This window comes from Nocardioides sp., from assembly GCF_964228225.1.
In the GTDB taxonomy this organism is placed as follows: Bacteria; Actinomycetota; Actinomycetes; order Propionibacteriales; family Nocardioidaceae; genus Nocardioides.
This window is the reverse complement of record NZ_CAXQZB010000013.1, coordinates 1-21,796: the sequence shown is the minus strand read 5'-3', so window position 1 is coordinate 21,796 and position 21,796 is coordinate 1. Positions and strand designations below refer to the sequence as shown.

Sequence of the window (21,796 nt, the reverse complement as noted above, 5' to 3'; positions counted from 1 at the left end):
CCATCGACCACCCGGGAGCCCCGATGACCAAGGCTGTCGCGCGCCTCAAGATCGGGACCTACAACCCCGGCGGCGCCCTCACCCGCACCCAGCTCGTCGACGACGTCGTCAGGTTCGTCTCCCGCTACGGGCTCGACGGCTGCACCCTCTGCGAGTTCGGCAAGCGCGGCCCCGTGCTCGTCGACATCTGCCGCGAGGTCCCGTGGCTCGACGTCTACGCCGGCGACGGATCCCCGGGCGCGAACTCCACCCCGATCCTGTGGGACGGCCGCCGGTGGGAGCTCGACCTCGCCACCACCCGCCCCCTCATCCCCGCGACACGGCTCCCGCAGCCCGCCGGGCGCCGCGACCCCGCCGGCCCGCAGCGCGTGAAGCGCAAGCCCCTCAACGCCGTCCGCCTCCACAGCACCGGCGACGTCCTGGTCGACGGGCAGCCCCTCGTGTGGCGCCTCGGCGCCATCCACGCCCCCGCGTCCCACTGGTGGCCGCCGCGCCGCCAGCTCGCCACCGCCCAGAACCGTGCGCTCGACGAGTACGCCGACGAGCACGACCGCATCCCGCTGTTCGTGCCCGGCGACTGGAACACCACCCCCACCGGAAAGGCGCGCCGGCCCCTGCGCGCCGGCGGCTGGGTCTCCGCGCAGCAGTCCCGCCCCGGCGGTCCCGCGATCACCCACCCCAAGACCAGCGGCCGCATCGACGACGTCGAGCACCACCCCACCACCCGCACCCCCGGCCGCCCGGACCGCGTGTGGCGCCCCACCGGCGTCCGCACCATCCACACCATGCACGGCGACCACCTGCCCACGATCGCCAGCTGGGCGCTCACCGAGCCCCGCTGACCAAGGAGCCCACCATGAACGCCTTCGTCCAGACCTACAGCGGCAAGACCGAGATCGTCGCGATGCTGCGCTGGCTCGACCCCGGCCACCTGCCCGAGGCCCACCCCGCCCGCGAGGTGTTCGCCGCCCTCGGCGCCCTGGTCAAGCAGGTCCTGCCGATGACCGACGGCGACCCCGAGGCCGTCGCCGGGGTCCGGAAGCTCATCGAGGCCAAGGACTGCTTCGTCCGCGCCGCCGTCCGCCTCCACGAGGAGCAGGGCGCATGAGCAACCTGACCGACCGTCGGTTCTGGGCCGAGGCCCTGGATCGCGCCGTGCGCACGTTCGCCCAGGCCCTCGCCGCGCTGCTCGTCGGCGACGGCGTCGGCGTGACCGACGTCGACTGGCTCGGCGCTCTGTCCGTCGCCGGCCTCGCCGCCGTCGTGTCCGTGCTCACCAGCGTCGCCGACCCCCGCGTCACCGGAGCACCACCGCCTCCTCCGCGCCCTCGACGACCCCGCCGCTGAGCACCAACCGCCGAAATAACCGCCCCGCCCGACAGCGACGTCGGGCGGGGCGGTTCGCCGTTTCGGTCGCGCTCAGCCCGTAGGGGGTTGACAACCGGGCGTACTGTTCAAAGTGAGCACCAGGCCGGGCGCCTTCCACGGGGCCCGACGGTGTCAATCAGAGGTGGTGGCCCATGGCCACAGAACTGCACCAACGGCGACTTGCGTTCGGCGATCCCGTCCATCCACACCGACTGGACGGGGTCTGGTGGCCGACCAGCCGTCGACTCTCCGACCAGCTCGGCGACCTGTTCCGGATGTGGCCGATCCAGCATGGCCGCATCATCCGTGTCCTCTACTCCCCACCGGACTGGGACGACCAACCCCGACGGGTCCAGGTGCCCGGGGGGTTCGTCAAGACCGGAAACTTCCCCAATGACGACACCCGCCAGCTGATCGTCACGATGATGGACCGACGCAGGCTGATCCTGGGGATCATCCCACCCGACACCCCTGAACCGGTGGCCCTCGCCGCCCTCGCGGCCGCTGAACACGGACACGCCGACTCCTCAGCGTTGGTGGACATCGAGGTCGACCAAGCCACATGGCGCCCACAGCTCGAGCAGCAAGCCATCGACCACCAGCCTCGGTCGTTCGGCGTGAACACGCATCCGCGGTCCGAGCACCCGGTCTGGGACAGCGAGGGCGGCCACTTATAGGCACCGAGTCAGCGGGCCCACACCCCCACCGAGGGTCCGCTCCCGCACCGAACAGCACACCGAGGCCGGGTCACCCCTCGAGCCGGTGCGGGGCACCAGGCCCCGGCAGCCTTCCCCCTCGGGGGCTGCCGGGGTCGTGGCCCCGGCCAGCTCGGTGTCCTGTGCCTCGCCGCCCCATTCTGGTCCCATTGCAGCGTCGCCGGACGCCGCGGCGCCGGAACTCCACCGGGTTCTTCCCTTGGCCCCGCCAACCCAGATCGCCGTTTCCCCAGGGAGCGTGGGCCGGGCCTTGAGGCGTTCCTGCCGAGATATCGTGCGCGCATGAGAGCGGAGAGCCGTCCCGGCGTGACGACCGCGACCATCGGTCTCGTCATCCTGCTCGTGCTGAACGTCCTGATCTGGCGCAAGGCTTTCGACTCCGTCGCCGCCGACCCGCCCTCGCTGCGAGCTGCAGCAGCCGCCCCGCCGACGCCGGCGATCGAGCCGAGCGCGGAGGAGCTGCAGGCCGAGGTCGACCAGCAGACCGTGGTCGTCGTGATCGGCGACTCCTTCACCAGCGGCAGCGCCATGAACAGCGGCCCCGAGTGGCTCGACCAGATCGGCAACGCCAACGGCTGGATCACCCGCGACCTCTCGATCGGCGGCACCGGCTACATCCTGGGCGAGCCCAACGCGGACGTCGTCTCGCGGGTCGCCAACCCCACCGGAGTGCAGGCCGACCTGGTGATCTTCGCCAGCGGCTACAACGACGTCGGCAAGTTCCCCAACGCCCAGATCGAGCAGGCCGCCCGCACCGCCATCGAGGCCGCCTCGGCCGCGTTCCCCGGCGCCGACGTGCTCGTGCTGTCGCCCTGGTCGAGCGGACCGCCTGCCGACCTGCAGCGCGACATGGCCCGCCGGCTCCGAGCCGTGGCCAGCGACGCCGGCGACCCCTACCTCGACGTCCTCGACGCGCTCACCGCCGACCAGATCGGCAGCGACGGCATCCACCCCACCGACGACGGCCACCGCGCCATGACCGCCTTCATGCAGGCCGCCCTCGACCGCCTCCAGCTCCCGCGCCCGGACGCCTACCAGCTGCCCTGACGCACGCTGGGCTGTCGGACCCCGGCCGTACCTTCGCCTCATGCCGCTGACCGAGACCGAGATCGCCGTGCTCGCCTTCGAGCGCACCTGGTGGAAGTACGCCGGGATCAAGGAGTCGATGATCCGCGAGACCTTCGACTGGTCGGCCGCGCGCTACTACGCCGTGCTGAACGCGCTCATCGACCGCCCCGAGGCGGTCGAGCACGACCCCATGACCGTGCGCCGGCTGCAGCGGCTCCGCGACCAGCGCCGCGCCGCTCGCGGCCGCAGGCCGGCGGCTTCTGCTGCGCCACCGTAGATTGCTGCGTAGATTGCTGCGTGCGTGCCAGAAAGCCCCGCAGTTGAGCGTGAATCGTCGATCACTCGTAATGATTAGGTCGTCGGTTCGATTCCGACAGGCGGCTCCGACGAACAGCCCCTGACCTGCGGGAACGCAGGGCGGGGGCTGTCGTGTTGCGTGGCCCGGTGGCGCCAAGTCAACCGATATTCAACCGAAACAGTCTGCATTCTTCCGTGACCCGCTTGCCGCGAGTTCTCGGTCCTGGCTGACGTGCCCTGCGTCGCAGCGCCTGGGGCCGTGCCATGCGCGAGTCGATTGGCGCTCGGCGCAGGTTCCGCTGTGCGGCACCTGGTTGAAAGCCAGTTGCAACCCGCATACGTCATCGGCGCTGACGAACCCGCGCCCTGGGCCCACACCTACTGCGACGGCTGCTGCGGCCTCGTCTTCGACCCCGCCGACGCGCACCGCATCCCACGACCCCGCGGCCTCAACTGGTCGCCCTGGCTGATCGACCATCCCGGCCGCTGAAAGGAAGCCCACGTGACCGACCCCGACCCCGAGTTGATCGCCGAACTCCTCGCCCGCCTCATCACCGACACCGGCAAGCGCACCGACCTCGACACCGCCCTCGCGATGTTCGGCTTCGACCGCGCCACCCTCATCGCCGAACTGACCGACGAACCCGACGCATGAGCCCACACGGCCAACCGCACAGAAACGTCCTCACAGCGGCAGCTAGCTCTACTGAATCCATCGCTCGTCTCGACAGCGACGCCGCCCCGTTCCCGACGCCCACATCACCCGCCGGCCGACCACTGCCGGCCCCCTCTCCGCGTACCGATAGGCCCCGCTCCGCTCGGCAACGCAGCGTCGCGTTGCGTTACGACCCGGACGTCATGGGTTCCATCGTTGCGTCGCCGTAGCGGTCCGCCGTGTGCGCAGCGAATCCTCCATGTCCCCACCGCGGCGGGCACGACGGGCAACGTCTCGGTGCGAACACGAGCCGTCATCGCATCGATACGCAACGCGTCACACGACACGGCCTCGCATCGCAATCACGACGCGCCTCGGCGCCTCGGGGGATGGAGTGCGGGTTCACGGTGTGCTGCTCCCGCAGCACCGCGCATGCTGTCTCGACGACCACCCCGCAGCGGCGCCACCCCCCCTCCTCGGTGGCCCACCACCCGTGTCCGAGAAGAGAGCCCGTCGGAGCGCACGAAGTGCCGACGAGGCGCGAACGAAACGGACACCACACCACCCCCACACCCGTCGCATGGGCACACAACGGTGACCACAGACGGCGCGCGGGGGTTGCGACCCCATCTATGCCCGTAAATGGGGGTCGCCAGGAGGGGGTATGCCTATGGGGGTAGGGCCAGGGTGACCATTTACAGCCCCTGTTTTGTCGGGTTGTGTCATCAAGCGGGCGTGATGCAGCCGTAGGTGACAACTGACTTCTGGTGCTTCTGCTCCAGAGGAGTGGATGTCGTCATGCCTGCTCCCTATCCGCAAGAGTTCCGTGAGGGCCAAGTCGTAGGGTGTCCGCCATGTTGAGCCGGACGCCTGCAGTCGTACGAGGCTAGAGCGCGTGGCGCGCTTCTCGAGCCGGACGCTGCGGATGCTGGGGGACGAGTTCTCCGGCTCGTGGACGCTGTCGACCATCGCTGAGCTCTTCGACGATGCGAGGGTTGCGCTGGGTCCGGCGTCGGCGGCCGAGAACGTCTCCGGTGAGCGCCGGTCGTTGTACCGGCAGTACCTCGCCACGCTCGACCTGGACGTCCCCGGGGACCTGGCGAAGCTCGTCGAGGTCGTCAACCACGTGCTGGACGAGATGATGCGCCGCGAGTACACCGAGCCACTCGCCGTGCAGTCGCGAGACCGGTTCCTCAACCAGCTGCGTCGGGACGGGTTCGCCCTCGAGCGCGAGGTCGACGACCACAACGAAGAGACCGTCCAGATCGCTGCAGCGGCCCGCATCGACTTGAGTCCCGAGGCGCTTGCGAGCCTGGAAGACCCGTCGGCCATCCGCGACCACCTCGAGAGACTGAACCAGAACCTTGAAGGGGACCCGCGGCTCGCCGTGAGCGTCGCGAAGGACATGGTCGAGTCGACTGCAAAGCTCGTCTTGCGCGCCCGCGGCGTTGCGTACACGAAGGGCGACGGTATCCCGGCCCTTGTCGCCCGCGCGCAAGAGACGTTGAAGCTGAACGCCTCCGGAGTCGACGGGTCTGGCGAGGAGGCGAAGGCGCTGCGGCGCATCCTCGGCGCCCTGACCACGCTCACCCAGGGCATCACGGAACTCCGCAACCAGGTCGGGACCGGCCACGGCCGTGAGAGCGTCCCGACGTGGGTCCGCCCTCGCCACGCCCGCCTGGCCGCCGGTGCGGCGCAGGCCTGGTGCCAGCTGATGCTCGAGACCCTCGAAGACCCCGACGCGCCGTGGCGGACAGCCACCGAAAACTCCTGAGAGGCGCCTCTGGCACGCCGCGCTTGTGGCGGCAGGGCCGCCTCCGCATGCCCGGCAGTGACGCGCAGGCAACGGCCGCCACGTTGACGGCGCCAGGTAGCACCCGCAGGTGCGTGGCCCCCTCGAATCACTCACAAGATGTCGGTCCCGCGCCTTATCGTGCGCCCCGACACCAACATCGTCAGAGGAGTACACCGTGCTGGGAAAGTCGCCGTCCGGACAGGCGATGGAGGTCGTGCGCACCGGCGATCTCATCCCCGACAACCGTCTCGCGCCCGACGCGCAAGACCTCCTCGAACACGATGCTATTGCTCGTGGCTTGGCCGAGATCGCCTGGTCGGCGCAGGCGCCGGTCAACATCGCCCTGTTCGGTGCATGGGGGTCCGGCAAGTCGAGCGTCTACTGGATGATTGAGAAGCATCTCGACCGCATCGCCCCGAAACGCGTCCGCATTGCCCGCTACGACGCGTGGAAGTACGGCGGTCGGGAGCTGAAGCGGAACTTCATCGATAGCCTCGCGCACGAGCTCGGCCTGGAGAACAAGCCGGAGTTCTCCGACGGCCTGGAGAACGACCAGGTCGACACCAAGCTGAATACCCTCGGGTGGGTCGGCAAGAACTGGCTATCGCTGCTGGTGGGCGTCGCTCTGGCGGCCGCCGTCGCCGTCCTGTGGGTCCTCGTACAGGCCACGGCGACGTGGGTCTTCACCGACAGCGGCTTCAAGGCGACCTCGAAGCTGCTCATCGCCCAGGCCGGCACCGTGTTCGGGCTCGCGCTGGTCGCCTCGCTGGTCGGACCCAAGGTCTTCGAGGGGGCGGTCATCACCAACACGACCGTCGCGCCGGAAGGGTCTGACCAGTTCGCGAAACGGTTCACCGACCTCGTGAACGCCGCACTGACGGGGAAGAACGAGCGGCTGGTGGTCTTCATCGATGAGCTCGACCGATGCGACCCCAAGGACGTCGTTGCGACCCTCATCGACCTCAAGACCTTTCTCGACCAAGACCGGTGCGCGTTCGTCGTCGCGGCCGACCGGGAGGTTATCGAACGTGCTCTGCGCGAGGTCCCGCAGGCGAAGCCGGTCCGCGAGGACGAGCCGTACTACGCGACCCCTGGCGCGTTCCTCGACAAGATCTTCCAGCACCAGCTCGCATTGCCGCCGCTGCGTTCGCGGGCGCTCACGAAGTTCGCTCACGACCTCGTCGACGACCAGGGCGGCGTCTGGGAGGAGCTGCGCAACCATGGCAAGGACACGTTCGACAGGACCGTTTTCGCGCTCATTCCCGTCCATGTCCGCAGCCCGCGTCGGGTAAAGGTGCTGCTCAACAACTTCGCTACCAGTGCCCGCATCGCGCAGTCGCGCGGCATCGACTGGCTCGATCGGGCGCACGAGGTTGCGGTGCTCACGGTCCTGCAGACGGAGTTCCCCGCTGTCGCGGACGACCTGCGCCGAGTCCCACGGCTGCTGGTCTACCTACGCGGGGAGGAGAGAGCGGTTGGCGAGGCCCAGACCATCGCCGACCAGTACCGCCAGCAGTCCACCGCACGCCGGCCGGTCCCGCCGGCGGAGGGCGCCGACACGTCCGCCGATGCCGGAACGGGGACGGCCGCCGGTCGGCTCCTGTCCGACGACACGAGCGCTGGTGGCGCCCGTGACCTTGATGTCGCGAACGCGACCCTGCGCCGTCACCTTGCGGACTACTTGGCGAAGGTCGCCGCTGCCGGGATTCGCGACCCCCGCCCAGATCTGCTGTACCTCCAGGTCGCCGGCGGCAGGGAGACGCTGGCCGACCCGAAACTCGGCGACGTCATCGACTTCGCCGCGGACACCGCGCCCGACACCGTTGTCCAAGCGTTCGCCGCCGAGTCCTCGCAGACCCTTGCGGTTGCCATCCCGCTCCTGGTCATCGAGGGCGATAACGACACCGGTCCGGGACGTGCGTTCGCCTACGAGTCCGCCTGCCGACTCCTGGAACAGCTCGATTCAGGTGACCAGGATGTCGTGGCGCATCAGGTCGCGCCGTCACTCATCGCGGCCGCCACCGCCGGCAGTCTCTCGGACACGTCGTTGCCCGGCGCGCTGCTCGTCGCCTGCTGGAGCGGGGCGCACGACGCCGCCAACCAGGTGCTGGAACGACTTGCGGCCAGCGACCCGGTCGGTCCGACTGGAGACACTAAGGAAGAGCTCCTTGTCGGCCTCACCACCGTTCTGCCCTTCCTGGACCACGACGGGCGCCGACGTCTGGTCGCCCTCCTCGCAGACCGGTTCGCCGCCTTGCCGAAGCCGCTGCTGACGGCCCTGGGCGCGGTGCCCGCGGAGCAGGCCAGCGAGCTGTGGGGACAGGTCGGCGAGCAGGTCCTTGCGGTCCTAAACAAACTCGAACTGCCCGAGGCCATCGCTCCCGCGCCAGCTGCCAGCACAGCAGCCGCCCGGGCGGCGGCCGCAGCCGCGGCCGCCGAGCCGACAGGGATGGGCTTGTCCTTGCTCGCCGACATCGTCGACGTCATCCGGGGCCGCGGCGACCACGAATCGCTCCTGTCGGCCGTCATCGCGACCGCGCAGTCGGCTGCCGCCGCCGACCCCATCCGTGAGTGGGTCGTCGAGAACGTCGACTCTCTCGTCGGGACCATGTCCTCACCTACGTTGCAGGCCAAGCACGCCCTCGTGGGCATGAACCGGTACCGAGGACTGCACCGGGACACCTGGGCCGGGCTGCTGCCCGACCCGGCTGACGCAGCAGACACGGCCGAGGCAGGCGGCGGTGATCCCGTCGAGGCGGAGACCACCCACCTAGCCAACCAGCTCCTCACGGACCTTCTGTACGCGTTCGTTGGCGCCGACGACACCGCCCTACGGACACTTCCCGCGCTGACCGTAAAGGTCGCCGGCTGGGGTGCCGCGACCGACGAAGACGTCGCCGCGGCCGTCCGCGACGCCCTGGTCGACCTCGGATGGGCCGGTGGCGGTACCGAGGACACCGCAGGGCAGCTCCTGTGGGACCGCAAGGAGCAGTTGCTGGCAACAGCAACCACCCTGTCCAGCGACGACACGTCACCCGTGTTCGTCCCGTTCGTTGACGACCTTGCCAAGATGCTCACCGAGGTCGGGCTAACCGCGTTCTCAACCTCGGGCTGGCGGAACCTGGCCGAACAACTCCCGAAGGGCGCCGCCGAAGACCTGTCGGCCAAGACCGACGCGTACGAGGCGACATCAGGCGAAGCGCCCGCCGCGCTTCGTCTGCGCCTTACCGTCCGGGCCGTCTTCGGAGGCGCGGCGCCAGCGGCATCCGAGATCGCCGACCTCGACCAGGGCGAGCTGACCACCGCGCTCATCGACGCCTGGCTCGCGCTCGAACCCGTTCCGAACGACGCCCTCGCCATCCTTCCGACGGCGCCGTTCACGCCCAACGCCCTGCGCAACTACTGCAACACTCTCGAGACCGACCCGCGCACCGCCATCTGGCTCGCCCTGCGAACCCGCGGCGCAGCCGACGGTTCACTCCGGGCTGCCGGCGCCAGCGGAATCGGCGCCGCGGCGGTCGAAGCCGTCCGCACCGATGTCACAACCGCCACCCGCGAACCCGACCGCACGGCTCTCACCAGACAACTGATGATGGCGAAGCCTGCCGCCGACGTCGACGGGGACGTCAAGAAGGCAGCAAGTGAGCTCGCGATGGACCTCGTCGGCAAGAACACCGCGCGCGATTTCCGCACCGCAGCCGAGGTCGTGCTGTGGGCGGGCGGCGCCGGCCACGGGCACACACAAGCTCTGCGACAGAAGTTCAACGGGGCCCCCGAGAATCACCGAAAGGCCCTACCGCAGGCGGTCCAGGAGGCGCTCGTCTCGAAGAACCTGCTGAACCCTGCGCCGAAGAAGAAGCGACGCACCCTCTTCGGCGGCGGAGGAAGCGAGTGACGACGAGCGGACCGTCGAGACCGATCCCAGACCAGCCGTGGCCGGTTCAACCCCTACCCGCGTGTGCCGATTTCCGCACACTTACCTGAGTCGAATCAGTTGTGCCGAAATCAGCACACTCGTAAAGCGAACTCCGATGTAAGCAAATCGGGACTGCTGCACGGATCTGTGACAGTCGGTTACGCGGCCTGAGCGGCTGGCGCGGTAATGATTGCTTCGAACTCGATAGGGGTCAATCGGCCTAGCCGTGGCTGTCGTCGACGGCGGTGGTAGGTCCGCTCGATCCAGGCCACGATCGCGATGCGAAGCTCGTCGCGGGTGGCCCACTTCTTGCGGTTCAAGACGTTCTTCTGCAGCAGCGCGAAGAAGCTCTCCATGGCGGCGTTGTCCCCGGCGGAGCCGACTTGGCCCATGGATCCCAGCATCTGATGGCGCCACAGCGACTGCTGCAGTTTCCTGCTCCGAAATTGGCCGCCCCTGTCCAAATGCAGCGTGCATCCGGCCACCGATCCGCCGCGGCGTGCGACCGCGGACTCCAAGGCGTCGACCGCGAGCTGGGAGGTCATCCGGGAGTCGATGGAGTAGCCGACGATCCGGTTGGACCACACGTCCTTGACCGCACAGATGGAGAGCTTCCCTTCCGCGGTCGCGTGCTCCGAGATGTCGGTCAACCAGACCTGGTTCGGCCCGGGGGCAGCGAAGTCGCGACGGACCAGATCGTCATGGGCCGCGACGCCGGGCACGTGCTTCTTGCCGCGGCGCTTCTTCCCGAAAACACACCACCACTCGTTGAGCGAGGCGATCTTCCACACCGTCCGCTCGCTGACCCGGTAACCGGCAGCGGTGACCTCGTCGAAGAGCAGGCGATACCCGAACTCAGGATCGTCGACGTGGGCACGCCAGATCGCGTGCCACATGTAGGGCTCCTCGAGCTCACGGTCGGTGACCGGGCACGCCAGCCAGGCGTAGTAGTGCTGGCGGTGAAGCTGCAAGACGCGGCACGAGACCGCGACCGGCACCCGCCATGGGGCGTCGGTCGCGGCCAACTCCTTCACGAGCGGGTAGAGGACTTTCCAGGGAGCGACCCTTGCGGGAGGTAGGCGGCTGCACGGCGCAGGACCTCGTTCTCCTGTTCCAGCAGCCTGTTGCGACGCTTCAGGTCGCGGTTCTCAGCCAGCACATCCGGGGCCGTGGTCGAGGCGGGGCGCTCCTCGAGGTCAGCGGCACGCATCTAGGTGTTTAGCGTGGTCTGGTGGATCCCGAAGCCTTTGGCGATCTGCTCGATCGACACGTTCGGACCATGATCACGGGCAACCCGGACCACGTCATCATGGAACTCCCTGGGATAGGGCTTGGGCACAGCGACATCCTTCCAGCCTGACCAGTGGTCAAGCGATCAGCAATGTCACATCACCGTGCAGCAGTCCCCGTTCACTGAAGTTCGGTTGTTGATTTCTTGTTTCTATGGACAGCGGTGTGCGCCGGGTGGGAGGGTCCTGTCCTCTCTCCCTTCTCCTGGATTCCGGGGTCATGGTGCGCGTTCTTCCTGTTGTTGTTTCGGGTGTGTTGGCGTGGTCGTTGTTGGCTCCGGTGTCGCCGGTGGTGGCGCCTGCGGTTGCTGCTGATGGTGATTTGTTCGCGGTCCCTGGATCGACGGAGGTGGCGTCTACACCGTCGCAGCCGCTTGACGATGTGGTGGTTGGTGCTGACCCGGCGTCGGTGACGGTGGGGCTCGCGCCGCAGCTGGATGAGGTGCCGGTGGATGCGTCTGGCACGGCGGAGTTGGGTGGGTCGTGGGTTGGTGTTGCGGGTGTGCCGGTTGAGGTGCGTCCGGCGTTGGAGGCGGTCCCGGTTGAGATGACCGCGGAGGGTGCGACGGTCCCGGTCGAGGATTCGGCAGCGACTGACCCTGCTGCTGGTGGTGCTCGTGCTGCTGATCCAGTTGCCCCCAGTGACCCTGCGTCTCCCGGTCAGCCTGGTGAGTCGGACGTGCCGGATGCGACTGTCCCCGGGTTTGATGAGCCTGAGGCAGGCGAACTGGTGGTGGTGGAGCCTGCGGATCCTGGTGTGGAGGTGTCGGTTGATCTGGTGCAGCCGGACTCGTTGCGTCAGGGAGTCTTGCTTTTGGAGGTGACGGCGTCTGAGGCGCCGGAGGGTGCAGATTCGGGCACTGCGCCCGGTTCGGGTGGCGCTGAGGGCGCTTCGGAGGGTGCGGTAGCGGGTGAGCAGGTTGCTGTTGATGTGCGGGTGGATTACTCCGAGTTCGATGCGTTGTTTGGTGGGGGTTGGTCGGAGCGGTTGCAGTTGTGGGCGTTGCCGGCTTGTTATGAGGTGACGCCGACTGCTCCAGCGTGTGCTGCTGGGGAGCCGTTGGATGCGGTGAATGTGGTGTCGCGTGATGTGGTGGTGTTCACCGCGATCGCTGATGTCGTCGCTGCGCCCACTCCCACCGAGCCCGCTCCCACCGAGCCGACCCCCGCCGAGCCGACGCCTGGCGAGCCGACTCCGGCTGAGCCGGATCAGTCGGAGTCGTCGTCTTCTGGCCCGGCTGTCGGTGGGTCTGATTCGGGTGGGACAGGTTCGGGAGCGACTGCCGTTGGGCCCGGGGCGCCTGCCGCTCCGGGTGTTTCGGAGGCGACGACGGCACCCGAGTCCGGGGGCCTTGAGGCTGGGGGTGTTGAGGCTGGGGGTGTTGAGACTGGGGGTCCTGGGGCGGGGGGCTCTGGGGCTGGTGTGTCTGGGCGTGGGGTGGCGCGGTTTGGGTTTGGTGAGGGTGTGCGGGCGGTGGTGTTGCCTGCTGCTGTGGCTGAGCCGGGTGGTGGGACGGTTTATGCGTTGAGTGGTGGGGCGGGGTCGTTTGGTGCGACGCCGTTGGCGCCGTCGGCGTCGTGGCAGGTGGGGGAGGGTTCGGGGGAGTTCTCGTGGAGTTATGACTTCGAGTTGCCGGAGGCGACGGGTGGCGCCACTCCTGGCTTGGGGTTGAGTTATTCCTCGGGTGCGGTGGATGGCTTGACGATGGTTGAGAACGGTCAGGCTTCGACCAGTGGTTTGGGTTGGTCGGATGTGTCGCCGGGTTACATCACGCGGTCGTTTGCTGCGTGTTCCAAGGACGGCTTGCCGAACAAGGGTGACCAGTGTTGGAAGACCGACTCAGTTGGGTTGGTGGATGAGTTCAGCCTTGTTTTGAATGGTCAGGCGTCACCGTTGGTGAGGGTCCCTGACTCTGCGAACGAGTTCCGGCTGCGTGATGACGCGGGGTGGAAGATCATCCGGACCACCGACGGGGCGTCCTCGAGTTCGTCGAAGGGTTCGGTGGGTCGGGACAACAACGGTGAGCGGTTCACGGTGACCACCCCGGATGGCACGAAGTACTTCTTCGGGCTCTCACCCGCGGCGTCGGAGTCGGTGTGGACGGTGCCGGTGTATGGCAACGACGCGGGCGAACCTTGTTACGACGCGACCGCTGCGGATGGGTGGTGTCATCAGGCGTGGCGGTGGAACCTGGACCGGTCGGTTGATGCGTCCGAGAACAAGGTGAACTACTTCTACAACCCTGAGACCAACCACTACTCGCGGTGGGCGAACGCCTCGGAGGGGTTCCGGACCGAGTACACGCGTGGCGGGTTGCTGCAGCGCGTGGAGTACGGCCACGACCGGGAGTCGGGCCAGGCCCGGCAGATCGTGAAGGTCACGGCGGGGCGTCGGTGCACGCTTCAGATGGGTGGGGCACTTGCGGGTTCGTGCTCGGGTGACAACTCGCCGCAGTCGGCGCCGAACAAGTGGCCCGATGTGCCGACGGATCTGATGTGTGGGGCGACTGGGTCGTGTCTGGTGGGGTCGCCGTCGTTCTTCAACACCACGATGGTGGCCACGGTTGAGACGTTCACCGTGTCTGGCAATGACGGGGCGCGTGTGGAGCGGCCGGTGAATCGGTACGTGCTGGAGTACGCGCTGTCGGACCCCGACGGTGCGGCGAACCCCGATACCCCGGATTTGTGGCTTGATCGGGTCCGGCGCATTGGTTTGGCGGGACAGGGTGAGCTCGCGGTTCCTGCGGTGACCTTCGATGGCGTTGCGTTGGCGAACCGTGTGGACCCGGGTTCGGGGCGGGAGTTCAAGAAGTTCCGGGTGTCCTCGATCCGTAATGAGACCGGTGGGCGCATTGACGTGGTCTACGGGCACGCGTCGGGGATGGCCTGCACTCCGGCGTACGTGGATGGGCGGGCTCGGTTCGCATCGGAGAAGGAGTGCTGGGCGCAGCGCTGGACGCCCCCGTCGGGTGGGGACTCGCGGTGGGAGTGGTTCCACAAGTACGTCGTCACACGCCTGGGTCTGGGTGATGACGCTCTGGGTTACCGGCTAGGGCAGGCGCCGTCGCAGGCCACCAAGCTCGGTTCGCTGCGTGTCTATGACTATGAGTACGTCGGGACTCCGGCGTGGCGGTTCACCGGGTCACGCAACACCGATACCGCGGATGAGACGTGGGCGGACTGGCGCGGGTACGAGGTCACCAAGATCCACACCCGCGCGGTGGAGGGTCAGGCCATCGCAGCCGGTGATGTCGCGTTGCGCCGTGTCACTCGGTTCCGTGGCATGAACGGCACCCGCAAGAACACCTCGGGTGACCAATATGGCTCCGAGGCCAACCCGGTGCGGATCGACACGATGCAGTACGGCGCAGCCGAGGACCCGGTCGATGAGCGTGGCCTGGCTGGCAAGACCGCCGAGGTCGCCACTCAAGAGGTCAACGGCACGCTCATTGAACGGACCACGACTGATTGGGGCGCGATCAAGACCGTCGACTCCGGCGGTCGGCAGGCTCATATCCGATACCCGCGTGCCAGCGTGCGTACCGTGTCGCTGCGCAACGCCTCCGGGGCACCGAACGACACCCGAACCATCGAGACGCGGTACCGGGTCTACAACGTGCCCGGTCAGCCGTTGAACCAGCTCAACGGTGTGATCGTCGCTGAGCACCAGCTCGGTGGCCCCGCGAACGACAACGACGACCGGTGTGTCGACACGGACTGGATCGCCGACCCTGACTCCTGGATCCGTGTCCAGGCGAGGGTTCGTACCTATGGCGACGCCTGTAAGCCCAATGGTGTCGGCGTCCCGGGCAACCTGCTGCGGGACGTCTCGATGGTCTACGACGGCCCTGCCTATGGCGGGGATGCCAGCAATGTGCGGACCCAGGGTCAAGCCGGCGGCCACCCTGACATCCCGCGGGGGCTGGTGCGGCAAGTGGTGACGTCGACCGGCAACGGCCAGATCGTGACGCGCACCAACCACGACCAGTTCGGTCGGGTCGGGGCGACCTGGGACGGCAAGAACACGCGCACCGACATCACCTACAACCCTGGGCGTCGAGACAACGACCTGCTGACCGAGGTGAAGGTCGAGACCGTCATCAACTCCGGCGGCACAGCCACCACGATGACTTCGCGTAGCGAGCTCCATCCAGCCACTGGACTCCCGACGAAGTTCACCGATGCCAACGGCGTGGTGACCGATGTGACCTACAACCAACTCGGCCAGCCCACCGTGGTCGATGAGGCTGTGGCAGGGGGAGCTCACGTCGAGTACGACTACTACCTGAGAAATGACGCTCCCAGCGCGGTGATCTCCAGAACCGCGAGCAACGGTGGCGACATCAAGGTTCCCGCCAAGACGTTCTATGACGGCTGGGGCCGGCAGATCGAGGTCCAGACCCCGCAGCCTGGCGATCAGGACAAGCGGATCGTGGCCGCTACGGGCTACGACGAGCAGGGCCTGGTCAGGTACTCGATGCCTGCGATCCCGAACGGGTCTCCGATCGGTGATTTGCTCAACGCCGCTCCTTCCGCGGTCGCGCGCTACACAGGGACCCTCCACGACGCTGCGGGACGGCCGGTCGAGGTCACCGAACGATCCTTCAACACCGACGTCGCCAGGCACCGCACCTACTACCGCGGTGACATGACGATCAGCGACCCTCCCCGCGGCGGTCAGACCCTGACCAAGTTCGACCACTTCGGTCAGATGACCCGAGTCGAGCGCTACGCCGCTGCCGCCGAAGGGGTCGGCACCACGCTGCTGGACGCAGCGTCATACGCCTACAACGGCGTCGGTGAGATGGTCGAGATGACCAAGAACGTCAACGGTGCCACAGCCCGCTGGCAGTGGGGTTTCGACCGCGTCGGCCGCCAAGTCTGGGCATTCGACCCCGACACCAAGGCCACCATCACCACCTACGACACCAACAACAACCCCGTCACCGTCACCCGCGGCTCCGGGTTCGTTCCCCCCGCGTCCCCATGGAACGCCTCGATCAGCAATCCGCTGCAGCACACCGTTACCACCTACGACGACCTGAACCGGCCCCTGATCGTCAGCGCGGCGCCCACCCCAACAAGCCCACTGACGATGCTCGCGTCCTACCGCTACGACGGGCCCTCCTCGACCTTCATGAAGGGCCGTCTCGCATCGGTCACCCAACCTCTGCTGAACATTCAGGCACCCCCAGGGGTCAGCACCGCCGGCACCGCGGGCCAGGTCACAACCAGCTACACCTACACCTCCGACGGATCACCCGCGACCGTGACCGACACCTACCCGGCCTGGCTGACCGGCGAATACACCCACAGCGCCACCACCAGCACCGCGAACAGCAACGCCGCCGCCACAGTCAGCAAGACCACCAGCTATGACTACAACCGTGCTGGCGCACCCACCAGGGTGCGATTCCCCACCGAACCCAGGCTGCCATCGCTGACCTTGACCTACAACTACCGCGACCGTACCGGAGCACTCGACACCATCGGCGCCACCGCAGGGCCCCCGCCGATCCCGCCGGCGTCACCCAACACGACGGTCCCGACTGAAGCCACGCCCGCCGCGTACACCTACAACTCGATCGGGCAAGTCACCGGGATCTACTCCTCCGGGTGGAACGGCAAGGCACTCGATCGCCGCTACACCTACTGGGAAGACACCGGGCGGCTCGGATCCATCGTCGGATACGCCGGCCAACCCACCGAGGCCAACCGTCCCGTACTCCACTACGCCGCCTACTGGTACGACACCGTAGGAAACATCTCAGCGACCAAGGTCGTCGGTCGAGCCCAAACCACCTCGCTGGCGACCGACACCAGCGTGACCTACGGCGTCGGGGCCTACTGCTACTCCTACGACGCACTCAACCGTTTGAAGACAGCCAAAGTCGGTGACGCGCCGACCCCCGACAAACCCACCTGCGCTGGTGTTCCAGACGACGACGGGCTCAAGATCACCGGCGCCCGTTACAACCTGACCTACAACTACGCAGACGCGCGGCTCACCAGCATCACCTCGAATATCGGCAGCAGCACAGCCCAATACGGGTACAACTCGAACACCGATACCACCGGCCCACACCAAACCGTCAGCATCACCGCCACCGGTTCCGGTGTCGGCGTACCCGCACCCACCAGCCTCACCTACGACGCCCTCGGCCGAGTCACCAGATCCGCGCCCCCCGGGGCCGGGCCCACCGTCGGTGTCGCCTACGAGTACGGCCTCAACGGACGCACCTCGATTATGACCGAAGGCGCCACGACCATCCGACGCGCCTACCGCGCCGATGGCACCCTGCTCGTCAAGCAAGACCTCAACACCAGCAACGGCGTGACCTCCGTCCTCGCCAACGTGCTCTATCGAAGTGACGGCACCGAACTCACCTGCGCCACGACCTGCCTGACCCCCACCGACCCCGCCGCATCCAAGGCGACAGCGAACCGGCCCCTCACCGACCCCGTCACCGGCAGCACCATCGCGACCTTCACCAACGAAGCCGCCTACACCAACCCCGGATACGGCTGGGCATGGCAACTCGCTGACAACCAAGGCAGCAACCGCGTCACACGCCACGCCAACGGCACCCACAGCCGCACCACCTACACCCCCTTCGGCGCCCCCACCATCACAGGAACCCAACCCACACCCGCCGCCACAGGACGCAACTTCCTCAACAAACCAACCGACACCCTCGGCAACGTCGACCTCGACCACCGCCAATACACAGCCAACCTCTCCATCTTCACCACCCCAGACCCCATCCTGGTGCCAGGAGATCTCCAAAGCGCGAACCCCTACGCGTATTCACACAACAATCCGATCGCACTTTCCGATCCGTCTGGTCTGGCGCCGAGGTGCGGCGCTGAGATGCCCTGTAGCGGCGCCGCCCCCGCCTCTCAGTCCGGAGCTGGTGATGCGGGTGACGCAACAGAAGCGGATCATGGTGGATTCGAGATACCGCCATTTGTTCAAAGACTGGCAGACATCGCAAGGGCGGAGGCAACTGCATCCGAAATTCAGATCTTTGGAGCGCCACAGTACGGGCCTGGTGCCGTGGAGGCAGTCGTTTCGGCCGGACCCTATGTGTATTCCTCCATCGTTATCTTGGTCGGCGACAAGTATGTTCCGATCAGCACTGGTACGGGGGGCGACACCTTAAAGCAGTTCCTACTTGTGCTCGATGTTGCTACGTCGATGTTCGGACTTGCTGGACTGGCGAAGGGTGCACTGACGCAAGCAGGTAAGCGACTCGCTGCCGCTACGGCTCGAGAGGTCGCGCGAAAGAGTGATTCGTTCCTCGACAACTGGATCCTCGAGGCCGCAAAGACCGTTGATGATCTGCCAACGGTGAACTGGGGCCAGCAGTCGAAGCACTTCCCAGGACATCAAAACTTCATACCGGGGCGCAGCACGCTCACAGCCAATCCCGAGGCTCTGATCCAGAGGGCCGGCACAGGCACGCCGGTGGGCAGTGTTCCGAGAGGCCAAGCCGGGTTCAAGGAGCGAATCGACTTCGGAGACAGCATTGGCACCTACGTTTCGCGCGACGGCACGAGCAGTCCGACCTCGATTGGGATTCTTCACTACCGCGCCGACGGAAGCGTTCACATCATCCCTGGGAGGCCGCAGTGACAACCGATCCGGCAGCCTTCCGCACCGAGGTACTTCTGTCGCTTCAGAGAGCGCTCTGGGACTTGGTTACGCCTGAACTCCGGGCTGTTGCCGTTCGGCCCTCGTATCCGCTCATCGAGGCCAGATTGTTGTACGAGGCGGTCGGAGACGAGGAGCGGCAGCTCGCTGTTGAGGTCGAGTCGTACGTGGTCGCCGACTTCCTGCCGCCGGTCGATGTTCGCTTCACAGCGGTCGACATTCCACCCAGCGCACAGCGCGAGCTCGAGGCAGGCGAGGAATGGGTCTACCGCCGCCGAGAGGGAGAGCCGTTGTGACATCGGTGGTCCGCCTGTTCGTCGCGTTCCTCTGGCTGCTCTGGCCGGTGGCGTCGGCTACTGGCGCGACCACACTTGCGGCGGCAACCCCGCATGAGTACATCTACGCCGCACACCTGGCTAGCTCCGCACCTGCCTCCGACCTCTTTGAACGTGGTCCGCCGACTTCCCAGGCCCAGCAGCGACTGGCCGCCGATCTCGGTTCGCGCGGCGTGCTGGCGCGCGTAGATGCCAGGGCAGGCGCGTTCGCCTACGACTACGACGGCACCGCGCTGTCGGTGCAGTTCAACAACGTCAGGGGTATCGCCCCGGAGTACGTGCGCGAGACAGATATGGATCGCTCGTCCTCTCGGCGCTGGCGTGTTGCCGCAAAGGCTGGTGACGAGCTGGCTCACCTTGGCCAAGGCTGGCGTGCTACGAGTTTCGGGGACGAGGCGGCTAGCTTCGAATTTCACTTCGGCAAGCACGGCGTCGAGGCCGGCGTAACGCGGGAGCAATACGCGCAGGATGCTCTGAACTGGGCTCGTAACCCGGCCGGGACTGGGAAACTGATTCAACTCAAGGACGGGACCGAGGGCCTCCGTTACCGAACACCGGGAGGCGGCCCCGGCGGTATCACCGACCTCGACGGCAACATCATCACGTCCTGGTACCGATGACGATGGCCAACTTCGAAGAAGCCGTTAGGGAATGGCGGGAAGCATCATTCCCGCATGGGAGCGCGCTCGACGTCTTGGATGAAGTCCACGCTGACTTGGTGCTATACGACACTTGGGTGGCTGAGTCGGTCCTGCCATACGTCGACCGGGGCATATGGGAGCCCGCTGTCCCAGACGTCCTCGGCGCCCTCGACGAGCTCATTCGCCAGGTCGAAAAGTTGCGCGCCGAGGGCACCGATGATCTGGACGCGGCTTGCGCCTACCTCGCCTACGCCGAGTTGCTGCGAGCTGTATATGTCGCCTTCGTGCGGGAACGCCAACGCCCATGATTCGCCAGCGCTCGTACTGGACAAGCTCCGGCAGCGCATCAATCGGGAACCCGACTCCGTCATACCTGCCGCCGGTGAGCCGCAGACGACTCTCCGGAGTCAGACCTTCAGCGGATTCGGACATCAGAGGACGCTACCGTTCTTGGCCCACGGCCCAGTCGTCATCGCCGGAAAGCTGAGGGTCCTGAGGAGTCCGGTCCGGTTCTAGTGCCGTGCCCGGTTGCGCGCGGCGCCGGCTGAGCGGGGGAGTCGAGTGGCCGGCCGACGTCGGTGACTGTCGCCAAGCCGCAATTCTCGATGAAGCGTTAGCCGCTCTCGGCTGCGTGGGCTGCCTGTGCGAGTGCGGTCAATTTGGTGCTTGAGCGTCGGGTGCGATCTCGCCGAGGGCGGTCAGGCTTGAAGTGCCCCCGGTAGCCCGGACACCTTGAGTGAGGCTGAAGTGCCCCCGGTAGCCCGGACACCTTGAGTGAGGCGACGATGGTCGCCCGAGAGGAGTCCGTATGCCGGCAGCGAAGAGTCCTGAGTTCCGTCGTCGAGCCGTGGAACTTGCCCGGCTCGGCGAGAAGCCCATCTCCCAGATCGCGAAGGATCTCGGCATCGCCGAGTCCGGTCTGCGGCGGTGGATGAAACAGGCCGACATCGACGAGGGCAAGACGGACGGCCTGTCCTCCGATGAGCGCGCCGAGCTGGTCCAGCTGCGCCGTGAGAAGCGGGTGCTGGAGATGGAAGTTGAGATCCTCAAGCGCGCATCCGCCTACTTCGCTCGGGAGAACGTGCTCCCAAAATAGTGTTCCCGGTAGTCCAGGAGCTTGCCGCGGACGGTGTGCCCGTCGCGGTGACCTGCCGGGTGCTGAACGTCTCGACCTCCGGCTACTACGAGTGGCGCTCGCGCCCGGCCAGTGACCGGGCGTGGGAGCAGGCGCACCTGATGCACGCGATCCGTGAGGTGCATGCCGCCTCCTACGGCACCTACGGCCACCGGCGCGTACATGCCGAACTGACCATGGGCAGGCGGCTCGAGGTCAGCCCCGGGCGGGTCGAGCGGCTGATGCGCGCCACCGGCCTACAGGGCGTGCACCGCCGCCGGCTACGGGGCTGCACCCGTCGCGACGAGGCCGCCACACCGTCGGCGGACCTGGTCGAACGGCGCTTCACCCCCGAGGGACCGGACCGGCTCTACGTCGCCGACGTCACCCAACACCGCACGAGCGAAGGATGGCTCTACTGCGCGGTGGTCATCGACTGCTTCTCCCGGCGGGTGGTGGGGTGGTCGATCGCTGACCACATCCGCTCCGAGCTGGTCGTCGATGCCCTGCAGATGGCGATCTGGAACCGCCGACCTGCACCCGGGACGGTCCATCACAGCGACCACGGCTCGATCTACACCAGCTGGGCCTTCGGCCACCGGCTACGCGAAGCCGGGCTGCTCGGGTCGATGGGATCCATCGGTGACTGCTTCGACAACTCCGTGGCCGAAAGCTTCTTCGCCACCCTGCAGACCGAGCTGCTGGACCGCTCGACCTGGCCGACCCGCGAAGGGCTGGCGAACGCGATCTTCGCCTTCGTCGAGGGCTTCTACAACCCGACCCGACGCCACTCGACCCTGGGCTACCTGAACCGTCACGGGTTCTCTGCCGCTTCTATACGGGGTGCGGCTCTCGGTTGAGGGCAGCGTAGTAGTCGTGCTCGTGCTCGGCGGGTGGGATCTGGCCGATGCTGGAGTGCAGGCGTCGGTGGTTCCACCAGTCGACCCA

The 21,796-nt window shown here is 67.1% G+C and carries 16 protein-coding genes, 1 tRNA gene and 1 pseudogene; 17 read left to right on the top strand and 1 reads right to left on the bottom strand.

Going from position 1 to position 21,796, the window contains the following annotated elements; all coding sequences use genetic code 11:
• Nucleotides 1-23: 23 nt before the first annotated feature.
• The 11 genes from ACERUJ_RS02660 to ACERUJ_RS02610 all read left to right on the top strand — a co-directional run bounded on the left by ACERUJ_RS02660 (nucleotide 24) and on the right by ACERUJ_RS02610 (nucleotide 9,794).
• Nucleotides 24-842, top strand: a complete 819-nt coding sequence (locus ACERUJ_RS02660) for a hypothetical protein (protein WP_370246890.1) — start codon at nucleotides 24-26, stop codon at nucleotides 840-842.
• A gap of 14 nt (nucleotides 843-856) precedes the next feature.
• Nucleotides 857-1,108, top strand: coding sequence for a hypothetical protein (locus ACERUJ_RS02655; RefSeq protein WP_370246889.1), 252 nt, complete (start codon nucleotides 857-859; stop codon nucleotides 1,106-1,108).
• Nucleotides 1,105-1,347 carry a holin gene (locus tag ACERUJ_RS02650; protein ID WP_370246888.1) on the top strand — a complete coding sequence of 81 codons (243 nt, stop codon included), beginning with the start codon at nucleotides 1,105-1,107 and terminating at the stop codon, nucleotides 1,345-1,347. Before ACERUJ_RS02655 ends, ACERUJ_RS02650 begins: the two co-directional genes overlap by 4 nt.
• A gap of 173 nt (nucleotides 1,348-1,520) precedes the next feature.
• Nucleotides 1,521-2,045 (top strand): DUF5994 family protein, encoded by a 525-nt coding sequence (locus ACERUJ_RS02645; RefSeq protein ID WP_370246887.1) that lies wholly within the window; start codon nucleotides 1,521-1,523, stop codon nucleotides 2,043-2,045.
• A gap of 321 nt (nucleotides 2,046-2,366) precedes the next feature.
• Entirely contained in the window at nucleotides 2,367-3,131 is a 765-nt protein-coding gene (locus ACERUJ_RS02640) for an SGNH/GDSL hydrolase family protein (protein WP_370246886.1), read from the top strand.
• Nucleotides 3,132-3,171: 40 nt separating this feature from the next.
• Nucleotides 3,172-3,429 carry a DUF3263 domain-containing protein gene (locus ACERUJ_RS02635; protein WP_370246885.1) on the top strand — a complete coding sequence of 86 codons (258 nt, stop codon included), beginning with the start codon at nucleotides 3,172-3,174 and terminating at the stop codon, nucleotides 3,427-3,429.
• 34 nt (nucleotides 3,430-3,463) lie between these two features.
• A tRNA-Thr gene (locus ACERUJ_RS02630) sits at nucleotides 3,464-3,535 on the top strand.
• Nucleotides 3,536-3,750: 215 nt separating this feature from the next.
• On the top strand, nucleotides 3,751-3,939 hold the full coding sequence (locus ACERUJ_RS02625) for a hypothetical protein (RefSeq protein WP_370246884.1): 189 nt from the start codon (nucleotides 3,751-3,753) through the stop codon (nucleotides 3,937-3,939).
• 12 nt (nucleotides 3,940-3,951) lie between these two features.
• A complete protein-coding gene (locus tag ACERUJ_RS02620) occupies nucleotides 3,952-4,104 on the top strand; it encodes a hypothetical protein (RefSeq protein ID WP_370246883.1) in 153 nt (50 codons plus the stop codon).
• Nucleotides 4,105-4,999: 895 nt separating this feature from the next.
• Complete coding sequence (locus ACERUJ_RS02615) at nucleotides 5,000-5,878, top strand: abortive infection family protein (RefSeq protein ID WP_370246882.1); 879 nt, start codon at nucleotides 5,000-5,002, stop codon at nucleotides 5,876-5,878.
• Between the two features lie 196 nt (nucleotides 5,879-6,074).
• Entirely contained in the window at nucleotides 6,075-9,794 is a 3,720-nt protein-coding gene (locus tag ACERUJ_RS02610) for a P-loop NTPase fold protein (RefSeq protein WP_370246881.1), read from the top strand.
• 179 nt (nucleotides 9,795-9,973) lie between these two features.
• On the opposite strand, the pseudogene ACERUJ_RS02605 reads toward ACERUJ_RS02610, so the two are convergent.
• A pseudogene (locus tag ACERUJ_RS02605) lies at nucleotides 9,974-11,154 on the bottom strand (IS3 family transposase).
• Between the two features lie 1,442 nt (nucleotides 11,155-12,596).
• On the opposite strand from ACERUJ_RS02605, the gene ACERUJ_RS02600 reads away from it, so the two are divergent.
• The 6 genes from ACERUJ_RS02600 (at nucleotide 12,597) to ACERUJ_RS02575 (ending at nucleotide 21,708) form a co-directional block, all read left to right on the top strand.
• Entirely contained in the window at nucleotides 12,597-18,740 is a 6,144-nt protein-coding gene (locus ACERUJ_RS02600; protein ID WP_370246880.1) for a polymorphic toxin type 50 domain-containing protein, read from the top strand.
• A complete protein-coding gene (locus ACERUJ_RS02595) occupies nucleotides 18,737-19,054 on the top strand; it encodes a hypothetical protein (protein WP_370246879.1) in 318 nt (105 codons plus the stop codon). The genes ACERUJ_RS02600 and ACERUJ_RS02595 overlap by 4 nt, the downstream gene beginning before the upstream one ends.
• A complete protein-coding gene (locus ACERUJ_RS02590; RefSeq protein ID WP_370246878.1) occupies nucleotides 19,051-19,713 on the top strand; it encodes a hypothetical protein in 663 nt (220 codons plus the stop codon). Before ACERUJ_RS02595 ends, ACERUJ_RS02590 begins: the two co-directional genes overlap by 4 nt.
• Entirely contained in the window at nucleotides 19,710-20,042 is a 333-nt protein-coding gene (locus ACERUJ_RS02585; protein WP_370246877.1) for a hypothetical protein, read from the top strand. The genes ACERUJ_RS02590 and ACERUJ_RS02585 overlap by 4 nt, the downstream gene beginning before the upstream one ends.
• A 500-nt stretch (nucleotides 20,043-20,542) precedes the next feature.
• Nucleotides 20,543-20,830, top strand: coding sequence for a transposase (locus ACERUJ_RS02580; RefSeq protein ID WP_370246876.1), 288 nt, complete (start codon nucleotides 20,543-20,545; stop codon nucleotides 20,828-20,830).
• Nucleotides 20,830-21,708 carry an IS3 family transposase gene (locus ACERUJ_RS02575; protein WP_372715293.1) on the top strand — a complete coding sequence of 293 codons (879 nt, stop codon included), beginning with the start codon at nucleotides 20,830-20,832 and terminating at the stop codon, nucleotides 21,706-21,708. Before ACERUJ_RS02580 ends, ACERUJ_RS02575 begins: the two co-directional genes overlap by 1 nt.
• The last annotated feature ends 88 nt before the right edge of the window (nucleotides 21,709-21,796 follow it).

Coding starts and splice junctions, on each gene's coding strand:
- ACERUJ_RS02660 (WP_370246890.1), top strand. CDS start 24: ATGACCAAGGCTGTCGCGCGCCTCAAGATCGGGACCTACAACCCCGGC.
- ACERUJ_RS02640 (WP_370246886.1), top strand. CDS start 2,367: ATGAGAGCGGAGAGCCGTCCCGGCGTGACGACCGCGACCATCGGTCTC.
- ACERUJ_RS02580 (WP_370246876.1), top strand. CDS start 20,543: ATGCCGGCAGCGAAGAGTCCTGAGTTCCGTCGTCGAGCCGTGGAACTT.
- ACERUJ_RS02655 (WP_370246889.1), top strand. CDS start 857: ATGAACGCCTTCGTCCAGACCTACAGCGGCAAGACCGAGATCGTCGCG.
- ACERUJ_RS02650 (WP_370246888.1), top strand. CDS start 1,105: ATGAGCAACCTGACCGACCGTCGGTTCTGGGCCGAGGCCCTGGATCGC.
- ACERUJ_RS02585 (WP_370246877.1), top strand. CDS start 19,710: ATGACGATGGCCAACTTCGAAGAAGCCGTTAGGGAATGGCGGGAAGCA.
- ACERUJ_RS02645 (WP_370246887.1), top strand. CDS start 1,521: ATGGCCACAGAACTGCACCAACGGCGACTTGCGTTCGGCGATCCCGTC.
- ACERUJ_RS02635 (WP_370246885.1), top strand. CDS start 3,172: ATGCCGCTGACCGAGACCGAGATCGCCGTGCTCGCCTTCGAGCGCACC.